The organism is Helicobacter sp. 23-1044 (assembly GCF_053654695.1).
Genome location: NZ_JBSIUQ010000010.1, coordinates 19,774 through 35,439, shown reverse-complemented (window position 1 = coordinate 35,439; position 15,666 = coordinate 19,774). Strand labels below are relative to the sequence as shown.

20 protein-coding genes are annotated in these 15,666 nt (G+C 40.0%); all 20 read right to left on the bottom strand.

The window, feature by feature from the left end; genetic code table 11:
• Positions 1 to 8: 8 nt before the first annotated feature.
• Positions 9 to 527 carry a D-glycero-alpha-D-manno-heptose-1,7-bisphosphate 7-phosphatase gene (locus ACWIUD_RS08730; RefSeq protein WP_454148551.1) on the bottom strand — a complete coding sequence of 173 codons (519 nt, stop codon included), beginning with the start codon at positions 525 to 527 and terminating at the stop codon, positions 9 to 11.
• A gap of 129 nt (positions 528 to 656) precedes the next feature.
• Positions 657 to 836, bottom strand: coding sequence for a hypothetical protein (locus ACWIUD_RS08725; RefSeq protein ID WP_454148550.1), 180 nt, complete (start codon positions 834 to 836; stop codon positions 657 to 659).
• A gap of 21 nt (positions 837 to 857) precedes the next feature.
• Entirely contained in the window at positions 858 to 1,568 is a 711-nt protein-coding gene (locus ACWIUD_RS08720; RefSeq protein WP_454148549.1) for a sulfite exporter TauE/SafE family protein, read from the bottom strand.
• 10 nt (positions 1,569 to 1,578) lie between these two features.
• Positions 1,579 to 2,616, bottom strand: coding sequence for an LptF/LptG family permease (locus tag ACWIUD_RS08715; protein WP_454148548.1), 1,038 nt, complete (start codon positions 2,614 to 2,616; stop codon positions 1,579 to 1,581).
• Positions 2,613 to 3,371, bottom strand: coding sequence for a prepilin peptidase (locus tag ACWIUD_RS08710; RefSeq protein WP_454148547.1), 759 nt, complete (start codon positions 3,369 to 3,371; stop codon positions 2,613 to 2,615). Before ACWIUD_RS08710 ends, ACWIUD_RS08715 begins: the two co-directional genes overlap by 4 nt.
• Before the next feature lie 2 nt (positions 3,372 to 3,373).
• Positions 3,374 to 4,240, bottom strand: coding sequence for a hypothetical protein (locus tag ACWIUD_RS08705; protein ID WP_454148546.1), 867 nt, complete (start codon positions 4,238 to 4,240; stop codon positions 3,374 to 3,376).
• Between the two features lie 2 nt (positions 4,241 to 4,242).
• Positions 4,243 to 4,878, bottom strand: a complete 636-nt coding sequence (locus ACWIUD_RS08700; RefSeq protein ID WP_454148545.1) for a protein-L-isoaspartate(D-aspartate) O-methyltransferase — start codon at positions 4,876 to 4,878, stop codon at positions 4,243 to 4,245.
• Complete coding sequence (locus tag ACWIUD_RS08695; protein WP_454148605.1) at positions 4,875 to 5,624, bottom strand: nitrilase-related carbon-nitrogen hydrolase; 750 nt, start codon at positions 5,622 to 5,624, stop codon at positions 4,875 to 4,877. Before ACWIUD_RS08695 ends, ACWIUD_RS08700 begins: the two co-directional genes overlap by 4 nt.
• Positions 5,614 to 6,642, bottom strand: coding sequence for a ribonucleotide-diphosphate reductase subunit beta (locus ACWIUD_RS08690; RefSeq protein WP_454148604.1), 1,029 nt, complete (start codon positions 6,640 to 6,642; stop codon positions 5,614 to 5,616). Before ACWIUD_RS08690 ends, ACWIUD_RS08695 begins: the two co-directional genes overlap by 11 nt.
• Positions 6,643 to 6,693: 51 nt before the next feature.
• Positions 6,694 to 7,422, bottom strand: a complete 729-nt coding sequence (locus tag ACWIUD_RS08685; RefSeq protein WP_454148544.1) for a thiamine phosphate synthase — start codon at positions 7,420 to 7,422, stop codon at positions 6,694 to 6,696.
• Between the two features lie 12 nt (positions 7,423 to 7,434).
• A complete protein-coding gene (locus ACWIUD_RS08680) occupies positions 7,435 to 8,001 on the bottom strand; it encodes a ComF family protein (RefSeq protein WP_454148543.1) in 567 nt (188 codons plus the stop codon).
• Positions 8,002 to 8,013: 12 nt separating this feature from the next.
• Positions 8,014 to 8,604, bottom strand: a complete 591-nt coding sequence (gene tmk / locus ACWIUD_RS08675) for a dTMP kinase (RefSeq protein WP_454148542.1) — start codon at positions 8,602 to 8,604, stop codon at positions 8,014 to 8,016.
• Positions 8,597 to 9,097, bottom strand: coding sequence for a pantetheine-phosphate adenylyltransferase (gene coaD, locus ACWIUD_RS08670; RefSeq protein WP_454148541.1), 501 nt, complete (start codon positions 9,095 to 9,097; stop codon positions 8,597 to 8,599). The genes tmk and coaD overlap by 8 nt, the downstream gene beginning before the upstream one ends.
• The gene (locus tag ACWIUD_RS08665) at positions 9,097 to 9,756 is read right to left on the bottom strand and encodes a UbiX family flavin prenyltransferase (RefSeq protein WP_454148540.1); all 660 of its coding nucleotides are present in this window, start codon (positions 9,754 to 9,756) and stop codon (positions 9,097 to 9,099) included. Before ACWIUD_RS08665 ends, coaD begins: the two co-directional genes overlap by 1 nt.
• A gap of 173 nt (positions 9,757 to 9,929) precedes the next feature.
• Positions 9,930 to 11,399, bottom strand: a complete 1,470-nt coding sequence (locus ACWIUD_RS08660) for a hypothetical protein (protein ID WP_454148539.1) — start codon at positions 11,397 to 11,399, stop codon at positions 9,930 to 9,932.
• Positions 11,399 to 13,894 (bottom strand): Hsp70 family protein, encoded by a 2,496-nt coding sequence (locus tag ACWIUD_RS08655; RefSeq protein WP_454148538.1) that lies wholly within the window; start codon positions 13,892 to 13,894, stop codon positions 11,399 to 11,401. The genes ACWIUD_RS08660 and ACWIUD_RS08655 overlap by 1 nt, the downstream gene beginning before the upstream one ends.
• A gap of 3 nt (positions 13,895 to 13,897) precedes the next feature.
• Positions 13,898 to 14,224, bottom strand: a complete 327-nt coding sequence (locus ACWIUD_RS08650) for a hypothetical protein (protein WP_454148537.1) — start codon at positions 14,222 to 14,224, stop codon at positions 13,898 to 13,900.
• Positions 14,200 to 14,508 carry a hypothetical protein gene (locus ACWIUD_RS08645; protein WP_454148536.1) on the bottom strand — a complete coding sequence of 103 codons (309 nt, stop codon included), beginning with the start codon at positions 14,506 to 14,508 and terminating at the stop codon, positions 14,200 to 14,202. The genes ACWIUD_RS08650 and ACWIUD_RS08645 overlap by 25 nt, the downstream gene beginning before the upstream one ends.
• Positions 14,509 to 14,513: 5 nt before the next feature.
• Positions 14,514 to 14,690, bottom strand: coding sequence for a hypothetical protein (locus ACWIUD_RS08640; RefSeq protein WP_454148535.1), 177 nt, complete (start codon positions 14,688 to 14,690; stop codon positions 14,514 to 14,516).
• Positions 14,668 to 15,666, bottom strand: a complete 999-nt coding sequence (locus ACWIUD_RS08635) for a glycosyltransferase family 2 protein (RefSeq protein ID WP_454148534.1) — start codon at positions 15,664 to 15,666, stop codon at positions 14,668 to 14,670. The genes ACWIUD_RS08640 and ACWIUD_RS08635 overlap by 23 nt, the downstream gene beginning before the upstream one ends.

The following is a 15,666-nucleotide window of genomic DNA, read 5'->3' as shown; positions in this document are numbered from 1 at the left end:
CTCCCGATTTAAAGTGGCGCAATTATACTAAAAATTTGCTGAAAATCGCTAACAATATGCCCTGCCTTGCTTTGCTTTGCATTTTTATTTAGCAGAATCTGCGTCTTTATCCCCGCATTTATCGCGCACTCAATGTCGCTTTCATTATCGCCGATAAGATATGACGCGCCCAAATCTATGTCAAAATCACGCATTGCGTTTTCTATCATACCAATTTTTGGTTTGCGACAAAGGCAGTTTTCGCTCGGCAAATGCGGACAATGATAGATTTTATCAAAGCAAAAACCGCATCTTTGGCGCAAATCATTTTGCATAAAATCACTCAAATTCTCAAAATCACGCTCACTGTAAAATCCGCGATTTATGCCCGATTGATTCGTAACGACAAATGCCAAAAATCCGCGCTTCTTTATTACACGAAAAAACTCCACAAACCCGCTCATATACACAAAATCGCTGATTTTATAGACATACTCATTATTCACATTTACCACGCCATCCCTATCGAAAAACACCGCTTTTTGCATAAAAATCCTTTGAAAATAAATGTAGATTCTGCATTTTATCGCAAAATCGCAGAATCTAATAATTTCGCAGAATCGTTTGTGAAACGCAGAATCTAATCGCAGAATCGTTTGTAAAACGCAGAATCTGATTCAAAATTCGCAGAATCTTGCCAGAATCGTCATTGCGAGATTCTGCGATTTACGCAGAATCGTGGCAATCCATACATTTGATTTTAGATTCTGCGAATTTGCATTTGAATCGCAGAATCTAAATGCAAAATCTAACCCAATTTTCGCTGAATCTAAACGCTGAATCGCTAAAATCCCCAAAATCCCCGCCTAGATTCAGCGTTATTTAAACAAAATCCCAAAGCCCTTCATCATCGTCCAAACGCCAAAGATGATGATGAGAAATGCCGAGATTTTTACAAAGATATTTTTAAACTTTGAGATTGCCAAAATCGCGCTAAAACTCCCAAGAAGTAGCATCGGTATCGCACTCGCCACGCCAAAGATTAGCATAATCTCCGCGCCCTTTAAAAGTGCGTGTATCCCGCGCAAATCACTTGCCGCAATCATCGCATTCATCGCGAAAAAATACACAATCCCGCAGGGCAAAAGTCCATTTAAAAATCCCAAAAGATACGCACGAAACGGATTTGCTTGCTTCATAAAAAATCCAAATGCCCTTTTAAAAATCCCAAAACCCCCGATATTTGGCTCTAAAAAATGCAAGATTTTTGGATATATCAAATACCCCGCGCCCAAAAGTCCCATCAAAAATCCCAAAATGATAAAAATCCCACCCCGCGCTGAATCGCTCACTGAAAGCTTCGCCCCCAAATGCGCGCACGCAATGCCGATGATTGTATAAGTGCTAATTCGCCCCGCGTTATAAAGCAAATGCAAAAAAAGTCTCCGCCAAAAACTACTAGGGAGATTCTGCGAAAATGCAAGCACTATCCCGCCACACATACCATAGCAGTGGGAAAACGCCATCCCAAGCGCGATTACAAAAAGCGAGATTGTATCTACATTTTCAAGCAGCATTTGATGATTCACGCAAACCCCCTTAATAAAATCTCAAAATAAATCGCCGATACAGCGCGTAACTCGCCCCAATCCACACCGCCAAAAGCGGCACAATGCCATAAAGCGGCGCATACTCCATCGCAAAATATACAAGCGTATAGTAAATCCCCACACTTGCGAGAATGTAAAGCGATGAAAGATTTTTGCTAAATCGCGGATTTGCAATGCCAAAGAGCGGTAGTAGAAAAATACTCGCAACAGGCATCAGCGCAATTAGCACATATTGCGTGAATCGCTCCGCATTTCGCCGTGAGTCACCGCTAAACGCACTCCCCCAATACGCCATCAAATCATAGCTACGCAGTTTCACTTCATCGATGGCGTTGCGGACTACCATATTTTCAAAGTCGATTTTGCGGATTTTGGCAGATTCTGCGAAGTATGCCACGCCATTTGTTAGATTCATCTCAAATGCGCCATTTGCGCTACTTGCACTGCCATTTTGCGCTAAAATAAAGCTCTCAAATCCAAGCCCTTTATTTGAAAACAGCACCAAATTTTCATAATTGCGATTTTTCGCAGAATCTACAAAAACTAACCAATCGCCAAGCTTTTGTCCAAACTCGCCTGACTTGATATTTACATCGATATTTGCGCGCTTTTCGGCGACAAAGTTTGAATACGCACTCTTTGAAAGCGGGATTATGGCAAGGGAGAAAATTAGCATTGTTAAACTCACAAGTGCGCAAAGCGGGAGAAAAACGCGCACTATTTTATGCGGACTAACGCCAAGCGCGAATAAGACAAGCATTTCATAATCATAGCTCAACTTTGAAAGCGATAAAATCGCAGCGGCAAAAAATGTGATTGAAAGCACGAAAAGAACGCTATTTGGGAGCGAATACAAATATAGCCAAAATAAGTCCGCAAAACTCATCTTAACCACAAAAGTGACCTGCGCGATGGTGATTAGCACGATAATTGATGAGATGAAAAATAGCACGATGAAAAATATAAAAAATAGCCGTCCAAAGGACATCGAAATGTAATTGCGCAAATGATTACGAGTAAAATTCATAGCGCGTAGTCTTTCAAAAATGCTTCGATATATTCATAGCAAAATAGTGCGACTAATAGCCCAGCGTAGAGAAATGGGATAAATGGGATTTTGGCATTTTTGCCAAGTGCCAAAAGCGGGATTATCGAAAATAGCGCACCTAAAAAAATCGCCACAAATGCCACTTTATAGCCTAAAATCCCAGCCATCGTGGCAACGATGATGATATCGCCTTCGCCCAATGCTTCTTTTTTGGCAAAACTTTGAAATGCAAATCGCAAAAGCGTGAAAAATCCAGCGAATGCAAACGCGCTACCGATGACAAAAATAAAATCTTTATGCCAAAAAAGTCCGCCAATAATCGCAAAAATAAATGCGGAGAAATTAAGATTGTCAGGCACTTCGCTAAACCGCCAATCAATCACACTCAACGCCAAAAGTAGCAAAATCGCAATGCCAATGCAAATAGATTCGACACTAAATCCAAATTTTAGGTAGATAAAAAGTGCGAATACGCCTGAAATCGCTTCAATTAGCGGATATTGAATCGCAATTTTTGCCCCGCAAAAGGCGCATTTGCCACGCAAAAAGATAAAGGATAAAAGCGGGATATTGTGATAAAACTTTAATGCGTTGCCACAAGAGACGCAATGTGACGCGGGAAATGCGATAGATTCGCCCTTTGGTAGGCGCAAAATCAGCACATTTAAAAATGAGCCAAAGCAAAGCCCAAAGATTAACGCTGTGATAATTTCAATGCTTTCTAAAAAAATCATTCTTACCCCGCTTTAAGATTCGCAGAATTTGGGGTAGATTCTGCGAATTTGCGTGAGATTTTGTGAATCGCAGAATCTATTTTTTTGAGATTTTTCGCTTCGCTCAATCCGTAGGATTTGCGAGCGTAGCGAGGCAACCAAATGACAAATGAATTAGATTTTGCGATTTGTATTTGTTTCACAGAATCTGCGATAATTTCGTCATTGCGAGAAAATTCGCAAGAATTTTCGTGGCAATCCACATTTAGATTCTGCGATTTCGTGTTAGATTCTGCGTTTTTTGCACGAATCGCAGAATCTAATAAAAATCCGTGCGAAGCACCCTTAATCTCGCCCGCTTCGTGGTGCAAAAAATCGGGAGCAAACGAGCAGTAGTGCGAGTGCCGATTTTTTGCTAGAAGCGGATTAAGCGAGGCTCTCCCCCTAAAAGCGAAAAAGCGGCTGCTTTTTGGGGACACAATTAAATAGTCGGGGGGAGCGGAGCGGGGGTGCAACCCTTTTTGCGAGAAAATAAGGGATTTTAAAGTGAAATTAGGCGACACAAGCGCAGAATCGCAGAATCTAAAAAGAGATACTTCGCTTCGCTCAGTATGACAATTTGTGGATTTTGTAGAATTTACCCACCCCCTTAATCCCCCTCCGCAAGAGAGGGGGAGAATATTTTTGTCATTCTGAGCGAACGAAGTGAGCGAAGAATCTCTGTTTTGAGATATTTCGCTACGCTCAATATGACAATTTGAAGTGCGATTCGCAGAATCTGCGATAATTTCGTCATTGCGAGAAAATTCGCAAGAATTTTTGTGGCAATCCACATTTAGATTCTGCGATTTCACATTAGATTCTGCGTTTAGATTTTGCGTTTTTTGCATTCTCATCGCTCAATATCGCGCTTCACAGGGACAAATTCGCACTCGCCTTTTGTGTCAAGCACATTTAGTCGTCCGTGCCTTTTTATAAAGCGCGTGATGATTTGTGTGCCGTCATTTTGCGTCATCGGCGCAACCAAAATCCCGCCTTCACGCAGTTGCGATGAGACTTTTGGCGCAATCACACTAGGCGAAGCGGAGAACAAAATCCTATCAAAAGGCGCGTATTTTTCCCAGCCATTGTTGCCATCATCGACTTTTGTATTGACATTCATAATGCCAAGTTTTTTAAATCGCACAATCGCCTCTTCGCGCAGTCGCTCGATTCGCTCGATGCTAAACACGCGCCGAAAAAGTTTGCTTAAAATCGCCGCTTGATACCCGCTACCACAGCCGATTTCTAGCACACTATCGCAACTTTTGTCGATTTCTAAAAATTGCGTCATTTTTGCCACAGTGAGCGGGGAGCTGATGAATTGATTTGCGCCGATTGAAATGGCATCGATTCGATAAGCAAGGGGACGCAACGCTTCTGTCATAAAAATATCGCGCGGGATTTGACTCATCGCACTTCGCACATTTGGCGAAATGCTAAATTGTTTTGCGATTGAATCTAACATTCGCTCCAATTCTACGCTCAATCTAACCCCACTTTTATGTATTTTCGCATTTTTGCAACTTCGCTCAAATCCACTTCCGCGCTCACCACATCGCGCTTGTCATTTTTGATGACTACGCCAAAAGGCGAAATAATCGCACTTCCCTTTGCCAGATTCACATTTGTAGCGTCCGCACAAACCACAAACGCTTGATTTGCAATCGCCAAAGCGCGAGTTAGCGTCTCAAAATGCTCTTTGCGCTCTTTGCCCCATTGTGCGGGGACAAAAATCACATCCGCGCCTCTTACCAAATCCCAGATTCGCGGGAATCGCACTTCAAAGCAATTTATCGCAGCGCATTTTATGTTATCGATTTCAAAATCGCAAAATTCGCCCTCTTCCCCCGCTGCAAAGTGATTATGCTCATCGCCAAGTGGAAAAAGTTTGTGCTTTGATTGCTTGTGAATCATAACGCCACGCGAAAAAACTTTGAGATTATTGTAAAATTTGCCTTTATTTTTTTCAATCATCGTGGTAATGATTGTTTTATCACTACTAGCCTCCAAAAGTCGCTCAGTGGCGACTTTGCTAAACTCACTTGCTTCATTCATCTTTTGATAGCAAAATCCGCTAATCGCCACTTCGGGCGTTAAAATGATTGCGCCCTCGCCACAGCCTTTTGAAAGCGATTCGATTCGGCTTAAATTTTCCTCAAATGAAGTGCTGATTTTTATTTGCAGTGCGTAAAATCGCTTCAAAATCGCGCCACTAGATTTTTTAGAAATCATCAAATGTTATGCTCCCTTTGGAATAATTCGTTACTTTTGATTCAAAGAAATTTGTCTTTTGCTCATTGAAACTGCTAAATTGGTCAACCCACTTTATCGGGTGCTTTGCGTTGTATAACTTTGCAAATCCCACACGCTCCAAGCGTTCATCAGCCAAATATTCGATATATTGACGGATAATCTCGCTTGTAAGCCCCAAAATCTGCCCTTGCGTGATATAATCGCCCCAATTAGATTCCAAATCGACCGCTTTTCTAAACATCTCAATAACTTCTTCTTCTAAACTCGGCGTAAATAAATCACTGCGCTCTTTGCGGACAGAATTTATGAGATTTGAAAACAAAAGCAAATGCGTAACTTCATCGCGCTGTATGAAGCGAATCATATTTGCAGACGCTAACATTTTGCCACTTTTTGCAAGCGTGTAGAAAAACGAAAAGCCCGAATAAAAATAAATGCCCTCTAAGATTTGATTTGCAAAAAATGCTTTGAGTAGATTTGTCTCAGTGGGATTTTTCGCCAAATCCATATAAACATCGGCGATATAGTCATTTTTATTGCGTAGCTCTACATCTTTGCGCCACATTTCATAAATCTCATCGGTATTGTCGCTAATTGCTTGCACCATCACATCATAGCTTTGCGAATGCAGTGCCTCTTCATACGCCTGACGCACCAAAATGAGATTTAGCTCGGGGCTTGTAATGTAGGGATTGACATTGTCGATGAGATTGTTTGTTTGAAGCGAATCCATAAATATAAGCTGCGCTAACGCCCTATCGTAGCCTAATTTCTCTTGCTCTGTTAGTCCGCCAACATAGTCGCGCTTATCTTGTGCCATACCCACTTCTTCGGGAAACCAAGTGTTTGCAAGCATAACTTTCCATAGATTATACGCCCATTGATATTTGATTTTGTTTAGGTCAAAAATGCTCGTAGGGTCGCCGTTAAACACCTTGCGTTCATTTACAGATTCGGTAGATTCGGGATTGTAGATTTTCTTTCGTTTTGCGATGATTTCATCCATTTTTAAATCCTTTTTTGAGTTTTCAAAGCATTATATACAAAATTACTTAAAAATATTCTCAAAAATGCGAATCCCAGCCACCCCACGAATGCCTAAATTTTCAAATTGATGAATATTACTCGCATTTATCCCGCCTAGCGCGAAAATTTTGGGCTTTATTTCGCGTGGGATTTTCGCTAAAAACTCAATGCCAAGTGGCGCATTTTTGTTTTCCACCGCAAAAATGGGACTAATGAAAATAAAATCGATTCGCGCTTCGTGTGCGCGGATAATGTCCTTCAAACTATGCGCAGAATAGGATAGAATTTTATATCCCCCCTCCCTTGCGGAGGGGGCTAGGGGGTGGGTAAAATTGCTATTTGAAAATTTCGCGTTACTATTTTTTTGTAAATCAACCCACCCCCTTAATCCCCCTTCGCAAGGGAGGGGGAGAATATTTTTGTCATTCTGAGCAGAGTGCGAAGCACGAATCGAAGCAACCAAATGACAAGATTTTTTAGATTCTGCGTTTAGATTCTGCGATTTTAGTGCTTTTGCCAAATGCAACTCATCGCTTTTTAAGTGAATATGCGTGTGCGTCAAAATCGTAGGCGAATCGGCGTAATTCACAAAAATTTCGACATTTTTTATTTGTTGAAACTCACGCAAAATTTCACTCGGCAATTTTTTATCACGCAGATAAATTTTGGTGATATTATGCGCTTTTAATCGCGTAGGATTCGCCAAAATCGCATTATAATTGCCCTCTGTAATCAAAAATTTTTCTATCAAATGCGCCCCACCTTAAAATCTCGCATCGCTTAGCACTAGCGCAAATAAAACGCGCACGCCGTTGTTCTCCAAGCATTCTCTTGCCTCATCGATACTCGCCCCGCTTGTGATAATATCATCAATTAGCACTGCGCTAATGTCGCCTCTCCCGCTATAAACAAAGCCTTTTTTGTGATTTTGGCGGTATTTTAGGGATTTCCCCGCGTAGTGAATGTCGCCTTTTGCTTTAAGTGCGCCAAAAAGCGGAGTGAAACTTTTGGCAAATTCTTTCACGATGACGCCTGAATGCGAGTAAAATGAGCTCACCCTATCATCGATTCCTATCCCATACACGCCACCAAAATCGGCGTTTGTGCCACTAAAATATGCCCACGCCTTTTTTGCCAAAAATTTGTAGATTCGACTGCCGATTAGGTGATATTTGCTTTTTAGCAAAAATTCGATTGATTGATATTCATAAAAGCTAAAAACGGCGAATCCATCGGCATAAAAGCGTTTTTGCGGGGAGAGTTTGAGTAATGAATCGCAATTTTTGCAGATAATATTAAAGCTAAAATCCTCGCACATTAGGCATTTCATCGCGCTTTTGCCTTAGCGCGATTTGTGCGAATCTAGCGAATCAATTTCAGCGCAAATCATCTCCAAAATCTCATCTTTTGGCAAATCACAGGGGATTTTTAGCGTTTTCACGCCCAAAGATTTGGCACTCTTTATGATTCGCTCTTGCACCGCTAATAAATACGCAATGCCACGCGATTCAATATTGTCATTTTCTTTTTGTGATAGGCGGGAGCGCAAAATCGCCTCATTTGTCTCTAAAATTATGGCTAAATTAGGCACTTTTGCAACCACACGATTGATTTGCAAAGCCAAATCAAAATCAAGCGAATCGCAATACGCCACGCCAGAAATAAGGCTTCTATCGCTAATGACAAGCCGCCTTGCATTTAGATTTGGCGTAATCACGCGCTTTGTGTGGTGCGCCCTATCGGCAAGAAATAGCATAGTTTGCGTGAGATTGCAAATATCGCTATGCAAAGACAAGGTGCGAATCGTATCGCCAAAATCGCCCCCACTAGGCTCTTTTGTAAAAATGGCGTTTTTGTAACGCTTGCGCAAAAGCTCGATTTGGGTGCTTTTGCCTGTGGTATCAATGCCTTCTATTACGACATATTTACCCATTTTGCGCCCCCAAATGCGTGATAAAATCTGCGATAAAATCATTTACTTTTGGTGGGACAAGGTGCGCGATTTTACCATTGTGGCGCAGAATCGAGCGCACCACACTTGAACTTATAAAGGCATTTTGCAAGGACGGCATTAGATAAATCGTCTCCAACGCGGGATTTAGCGAAGCATTCGCATAGCCGATTTGCAGCTCATACTCAAAGTCGCTAACGGCTCGAAGCCCACGAATAAGGATATTGCAGCCCCTCTCACTTGCAAAATCCGCCAAAAGATTATCAAAAGATTCTGCGCTGATGTTTGGCATATTTTGGATTGCGAGATTTACCATCGCTATGCGGTTTTGTGTGCTAAATAGTGGCGATTTATCCGCAGAGTGCGCCACTGCGACTATGACTTTATCAAAAATTTGCGATGAACGGGCGATAATATCCAAATGCCCGTTTGTGATAGGGTCAAAAGTGCCTGGATAAATTGCGATTTTTTGCATTATTGTCCTTTTTTGGATTTGGTAGATTTGCGTGATTTAGGGGTGTGTTTGCGTCCATCAACGCTAGATTCGCCCCAGCGCGGGAAAAGATTATGTGCTACACTGATAGAATCAAGCCATTTTCCGCACACAAAGTCCTCCATTTCGGCGAGATTTTCGCTCCCAGCGTAATATGAGAGCATTGGCGGAGCGATGATTGCGCCCATTTGCGATAGTGAGAGCATATTATGCAACATTATCGCATTTAGTGGCACTTCGCGCGGGGCTAAAAGCAAGGCTTTGCGCTCTTTTAGCGCGACAAGGGCGGCACGAGTGATGAGCGTCTCGCTAATGCCACAGGCGATTTTTGCAAGTGTATTCGCGCTACACGGGATTATCAGCGTTGCGCTAACGCCAAAAGAGCCAGATGATACGGGCGAATCCAAATCGCTGTCGTTTAGAATGGTTAGATTCTGCGAAATGCCTTGAAACATCGCAGAATCTAGCGCATTTTTAGCGATTTTGTCCTCATAGCGCGCCACCATTTTCGCGCCATTGCTAAAAATCACAAAGATTTCTGCGTCACTCGCAAACCGCGCCAAATGCCCTGCGAAGCGGATGCCAAGCCGAATGCCACTCGCCCCCGTGATGCCTACTACGAATTTTTGTTTATTTTGCATTTTGCGTCCAAAAGTTAAATTTTTGCGCGAAATTGTAGCGTAAAAATGCGGTAAATGATTATTTTGGGTTTTTATTGCGAGATTCTGCGTTTTTAGTGCGAATCGCAGAATCTTACACAAAAATCGCAGAATCTAATCAAAAAATTACATAAAATCGCAGAATCTGCGACATTTTAAGCACCGCTACATTTTGCAATAGCTATAACAATAACAATAAACCAAAAAATACCCCAAAAAGCATCCCATCCACTGCTTTCGCCACCGCCACTTATGCTGTTTGCTGCTTTTTGAAGTTTTGCTCTATCACTTGCCTTTGGCATTTGATTATTTAACCAATCGCGTGTCCTTTGCTTTTTGGCGTATTTTTTTGCGATATTTAGGCGAGATTCTAACTCATTATTTGCGTTATTTAGAGTGATTATAGCGGTATTTCTATCGTAAGAAGTTATGTATTTTAATGCGTTATTTGCATTTTCAATCGCCTTATTGCCGATGATTACGGCGATTTGGTCGATAAAATCATCGCTATTCTTTGGGGAGATTGCGCGAATCTTAGCTTCAATTTCATCAAATCCATAAAAATCCCCCTTATTGACTTTTGATTTGACTTCATCTAGCAATTTTGAGATTTGCTTGTGTTTTATCAAATCATTTAATTGCTCTTTGCTTTTTTGCAGTTTGCTTCGCTCAAAGTTGCTTCCGCACATTTTTAGTGCTTCATCGATGATATTTAGCGCAGATTCTGCGTCATTTAGCTCGTTGTTTAAATAAAAAGACTTGTCGCGCAGAATCTTTGAAATCCTATCTTTTAAAAGCGAAGTTTGACTGCGGGCGTTTAGGTTTAATTTTCGCAGTTGATTAAAATGCGTGTTTAGTTTTAAAATATGCGATTTTAGCGTAGAAATCGCACTTGCATTTTCAATCGCCGAAATGTCTTCATTTATCTTTTTATAAATATCAGCAATGAATTTTATATCATTTACAACCTCATCACTTGGAGAAAAAATATCAATAATATTTGCGATAAAATTTCTCTTAACTAACTCATCTTTTAGAGATTCTGCGAAATGCGTATGCGATAAAATAAGCGCGTTTTTAATCGCAGAATCTGCGCCATTTAGGATATTGTCATTTATGCCTATATCATCATCGTGGAGATAAATTTTTTTGAATTTTGAGAGATTTTCATCGCTGATTACTTCGCTCCAAAGTGCTAAATATTGTTTAATATCAATCTCGTCATTTTTATTAGACAATGTATCCCACACGCACAAAATATAAATGCAAAGAAAAATTGCCATATTTTTCTTGTCGATAAATGTGTGAAATGCGTGAAAATCACCGCTCTTATACAAATCCATCGCCCTTTTGGCAAATGCTTCGCTATCGCTAGTAATATAAAAGCTAAAAAAATAATGCAAAATCTTTGATTCGGCATTTAATAAATTTTGCTTTGCTTCGCGGATATTTTTCTCATTGCGGAGTTTGTCAAAATGCGAAAAATCAAGCGTATATTGCGGGATTTCATCGATTTTTAAAAGTTTTTCAATCTCTTTTGTTTGTCTTTCAATATCTTTGCGCGTGGCATTTGGGACAAGTCCCAAAATGCCGTAAGCATTGTAAAGAATAGGATTTGATTGCATTAAAGGGTGATACCTGCGATTTTGCCGATATTTTTGGCTATGTCTCCATTGCTTCTATTGCGGAACTCTGGTAGCATTTGAAGTAATGCAATGCAAATGCCACGCAATCGCTCAATGTCATTGTCTTGTAGTGAATCTTCGCCCATAGCAATTAGCTTTTTAGCTTTATCCCTATCATCAAACGCACCAAGTGGCAAAATGCTTAATTGATTAAACATATCAATCCACATAGAATCATCTTCGCCAAAGAGTTCGGCGTTAAATTCTTTGAATCGCTCATTGACTTTTGCTAATAATGTCGCGCTATTTTGTGTAATTGCTTTTTGTGCGTCATTTTTTAGCGTTTTAAATTGCAATGTGAATTGCTCTTTTTTGCTTTTGTCGCTGACTTTTTCTAATAGATTCTGCGAATCGCTAACTAATCTTTCATATTCGTTTTTAAGCACATCAATATCTTTGCTTTTTTCGATTGCATCGATTTTGGCGCGAAGTGCTTTTAGCTGATTTTGCGCTTTGGCGCGTTCGTCATTATTATTTACAGAATTATGAATCGAGTTGCTAATAGATTCTGCGCTAGATTCAATCTCATCTTTTTCCTCATCGGATAGTAGATTTTTGATTTTATCCACCCGTTCATTTTCTTTTGATAGCTCCCTTGATAAATCAATGACGGATACTTCTTTGGCAAAAGTCGTGGCGCGAGCATTAAAACTCTCATTTATTAGCGGGATATATGCCTCTACGAAAACCTCTCTACTTTCATTTACTTTGATAGTTACTTCAATATCCTCGCCCTCGCCTATGGTGTATTTGATATTTTCTCCACTAATAGACAAATCGCAAATCTCCGTATTTCTATCAGGCATAGGGAATTCGCCCTCATAAATTGTGATAGGCAGACAATTTTCTTTATCGCCTTTTTTGATAGTTTTTAGCGATTTAAAGGTTTTGGTTTTTTCTAGTGGCAAAATGGAATTTTTAGGGAAAAATATTTCATATTCTTGCTTTAACTCACCTGTAATATAATCCGCCTTACTAATGCCTACGCCTATGCTATGTGGAATGGGTGTCCCTGAAATGCTTATGCCGTGCGTGATAGTAAAGCTATTTTGTGATAGTGTCAATGGTGTGCCATCATTTGCGGATAAAAATATATGAAATGTATTTACGCATTTTGGTTCTAATGCGATATTTGCGCTAAATTTGCCATTTTTTAGTTTGATTTCGCCACTTGTGAAAGTATTGCTATCATTTTGGATTCGCAAAAAATAATCTTTGTCGCTATTTTTTAACTGCGGGATTATGCCTGTGATTAGCTCATCATCGCTAGAAGTTAGCGATTCGTAATGCAATTCAATCTCAAAGGCATCGTTGCTAATTTCTTTTTTGGCTTTCAAATGTTCGGGGATTTTTTGGCTTGTGGCATAAATACACGCGCCAGATGCTACCGCAGTGAGTGCATCGGAGCTTGTATCGACTTTGATATTTAGCTCTTTTTCTAGTCTTGTGCGGATAAAAGGCAACTGCGTGGGTCCGCCCACCAAAATAATTTTATCCACTTTGCTTACATTTGCTTCGTCGATAGTCTTTTTGGCGTGTGCAATGGTTTTGTTTAGCAATTCGTCTAAAATATTCTCCAACTCCGCATTTGTAATAGTTAGATTTTCATAAATATTATAATCCTCCAAGTCAATCTCAATACTTGTAGAATCGCTACTTGAAAGGGCGATTTTCGCGCTCTCACTTGCGTATTTTAGCTTTGCAAAGGCGATTTTGTATTCATCATCACTTCTATCAAGATTCACGCCATATTTTTCGCTAATCAAAGGCAAAATCTTTTTATCAATGATTAGATTATCAATATCTTTTCCGCCCAAAAAATTATCGCCACTATGCCCTAAAACGCTTAGATTCCCGTCTTTTAGTGCGATTAAGGCGACATCAAAAGTCCCGCCACCTAAATCATACACGAGCCAATTTTCATTTTCTGCATTTGAAAAACCATAGCTAATCGCCGCAGCTATGGGCTCTTGCAACAAAATCACATATTCAAATCCTGCCAAATTCCCCGCTCTTTTTGTCGCTTCGCATTGCGTGGTATCAAAATGCGCTGGGATAGTTATAACCGCAGCATTTGCGTTGATATTGCTATTTTTTCGTGCGACATTTTGCTTTAAATTTAGCAAAATCTTTGAGCTAATCTCTTCGGGCAAGTAGCTTTTTTGAATGCGCGGAAAATAAATTTTTTCGCTTTGTCCCATTGAGCGCTTGATTTCTGGCTTATTGTTTTCCCATTCATCTTTGGTGCAATCCTTAAAATAGCGCGTATAAGGCTTTTTGCCTACTTCCTCATTGCCGCCTTTGGAGATTCCAAAGACTGATGGCGTATATTCATCGCCTAGCGTATTTTTCAAAATCTCCACTTTGCCATTGTTAAAAAGCGCGATTTCTGAATTTGTCGTGCCTAAATCTATGCCTATTACCATATTGTCCATTTTTTACTCCTTTGTTTGATTTGGATTGATTTTGGTTTCTTTGATGACTTTTGCTTTTTTGTAAAGTTCGCCATTTAAAAGAATGCTAGGTTGAAGCGTCTCTAATATCATTTCGCTAGTGTCGCTAGAATCTTTTGCTACAACTTGCACGCACTCGATTATGTCGATATTTAGCCCGTCATTGTATTTAATGCCTGTGTAATCTTTGATTGTGATGTGATTTTGCGCTAGTAAGTCATAGATTCTGCTAATCGCACTAGAAATCGCCCTTTGCTGTGGATTGTCCGTGCTTTTTATCTTTGCTTCTAATTTTTGTATCGATGGCGCCAAACATTTAGCGCAAGTTCTGCAAGAAAACTTTGTGATTCTAAACTGCTATTTTGCTGTTGGGGGGGGGGGATTTTAAAAATTTCCCCCTCCCTTGCGGAGAGGTAGGATTTGCAAAAAGATTCCCCCTCCCTTGCGGAGGGGGTTAGGGGGTGGGTATATTTTGTGCTAGATTCTGCGAAATTTAGGGGAGATTCTGCGATTTTAGATTCTGCGTAAAATGAAATTTCGACTTTATAATCCCAAATATATCGCGCAAATGCCTTAAATCTCTGCAAAACTTCCATTTTTCTCAACTCTCCAAAAATAAAAGTGCGAATTCTAGCGCAAAAATTTCATTTTTGCAAATCGATTCTGCAAAATCACAGAATCTAAAAGGCGATTTAAGATTCTGCGATTTTAATGTATTTCGCAGAATCTCGTAAAATCGCAGAATCTCACAAAACCTACTCGCTTCCATATATTTCAACTTCGTGCATTCTGTGCATTTTATAGCGCAATTCATCCCAAAATGAAAGTTTTTTGGGAGTTAATTTTATGTGCGATAAAACTTCATCTATCAACTCATCATCGCCAAATTTCATCACTCGCAAATAATGCTTTTGGAGCAGAATCTCGCGCATTTTTGCCCCCACCTGCATACAATCCCGCACGAAATAATAATCCAAAATGCCAAATCCACGCATTGTATTTTTATTAAACGAAGTGTTGTTTGCCAAGCGATATTTGCTTAAAAACTCATTGATTTGATAGACATTTGAATGCATAGCGGCGCGCGTGTGGAAATACCAATCATCGCTTGGGAAATATGATTGATTATACCCGCCAAGTTTTAGGCAGAGTTCGCGATTATGAAGCATACAAGATGGATGGAGTGGATTAAAATTTGCGATATATGTGGCATTTCGCGTGTCTAAATATTTGTAAGTTTTGATATTTAATGCGCTAAAAATAATTGCATTTTTAATCGCCTTTAACGCGCGAAATGTCCTATCCCAGTGCGTTTTTAGGTAATATTTAAAAGTTTTTGTATTTTCTTTTTGAATCTCAAATAAATCCAAATTGCCAAAAAATATGGGGCGAGATGAGATTAACGAGGTATTTGGCGCGACATCTTGCACTGCTTGCGACATTTTCTCTAAATAGTTTGGGAGCAAAATATCATCATCGTGCAGAATGCAAACCCACTTGCCTTTTGCGAGTTTTAGGCATTGATTGAAATTGCCAAAAAGACCTAAATTGCGTTTGTTTTTGTAATATGAGATTTTACCCTTGTAATATTTGGTTAAGAATGCCTGTGTGGGGGAAGTCGCGTTAAAATCATCGCAGTTTTCAACCACAATAATTTCATACGCCAAATTCGCAGAATCTATATTTGAAAATGCGGTAGATTCTGCGGATTTCGGGCGAGATTCTGCGAAATTCGCAGAATCTAAATTCCGCAA

What these genes read in the sequence shown, in the direction of transcription:
- ACWIUD_RS08695 (WP_454148605.1), bottom strand. Translation starts at nt 5,624, where the DNA reads ATGATTTCTAAAAAATCTAGTGGCGCGATTTTGAAGCGATTTTACGCA.
- ACWIUD_RS08730 (WP_454148551.1), bottom strand. Translation starts at nt 527, where the DNA reads ATGCAAAAAGCGGTGTTTTTCGATAGGGATGGCGTGGTAAATGTGAAT.
- tmk (WP_454148542.1), bottom strand. Translation starts at nt 8,604, where the DNA reads ATGGGTAAATATGTCGTAATAGAAGGCATTGATACCACAGGCAAAAGC.
- ACWIUD_RS08680 (WP_454148543.1), bottom strand. Translation starts at nt 8,001, where the DNA reads ATGAAATGCCTAATGTGCGAGGATTTTAGCTTTAATATTATCTGCAAA.
- ACWIUD_RS08715 (WP_454148548.1), bottom strand. Translation starts at nt 2,616, where the DNA reads ATGAATTTTACTCGTAATCATTTGCGCAATTACATTTCGATGTCCTTT.
- ACWIUD_RS08705 (WP_454148546.1), bottom strand. Translation starts at nt 4,240, where the DNA reads ATGCAAAAAACGCAAAATCTAAACGCAGAATCTAATGTGAAATCGCAG.
- coaD (WP_454148541.1), bottom strand. Translation starts at nt 9,097, where the DNA reads ATGCAAAAAATCGCAATTTATCCAGGCACTTTTGACCCTATCACAAAC.
- ACWIUD_RS08645 (WP_454148536.1), bottom strand. Translation starts at nt 14,508, where the DNA reads ATGGAAGTTTTGCAGAGATTTAAGGCATTTGCGCGATATATTTGGGAT.
- ACWIUD_RS08660 (WP_454148539.1), bottom strand. Translation starts at nt 11,399, where the DNA reads ATGCAATCAAATCCTATTCTTTACAATGCTTACGGCATTTTGGGACTT.
- ACWIUD_RS08710 (WP_454148547.1), bottom strand. Translation starts at nt 3,371, where the DNA reads ATGATTTTTTTAGAAAGCATTGAAATTATCACAGCGTTAATCTTTGGG.
- ACWIUD_RS08655 (WP_454148538.1), bottom strand. Translation starts at nt 13,894, where the DNA reads ATGGACAATATGGTAATAGGCATAGATTTAGGCACGACAAATTCAGAA.
- ACWIUD_RS08665 (WP_454148540.1), bottom strand. Translation starts at nt 9,756, where the DNA reads ATGCAAAATAAACAAAAATTCGTAGTAGGCATCACGGGGGCGAGTGGC.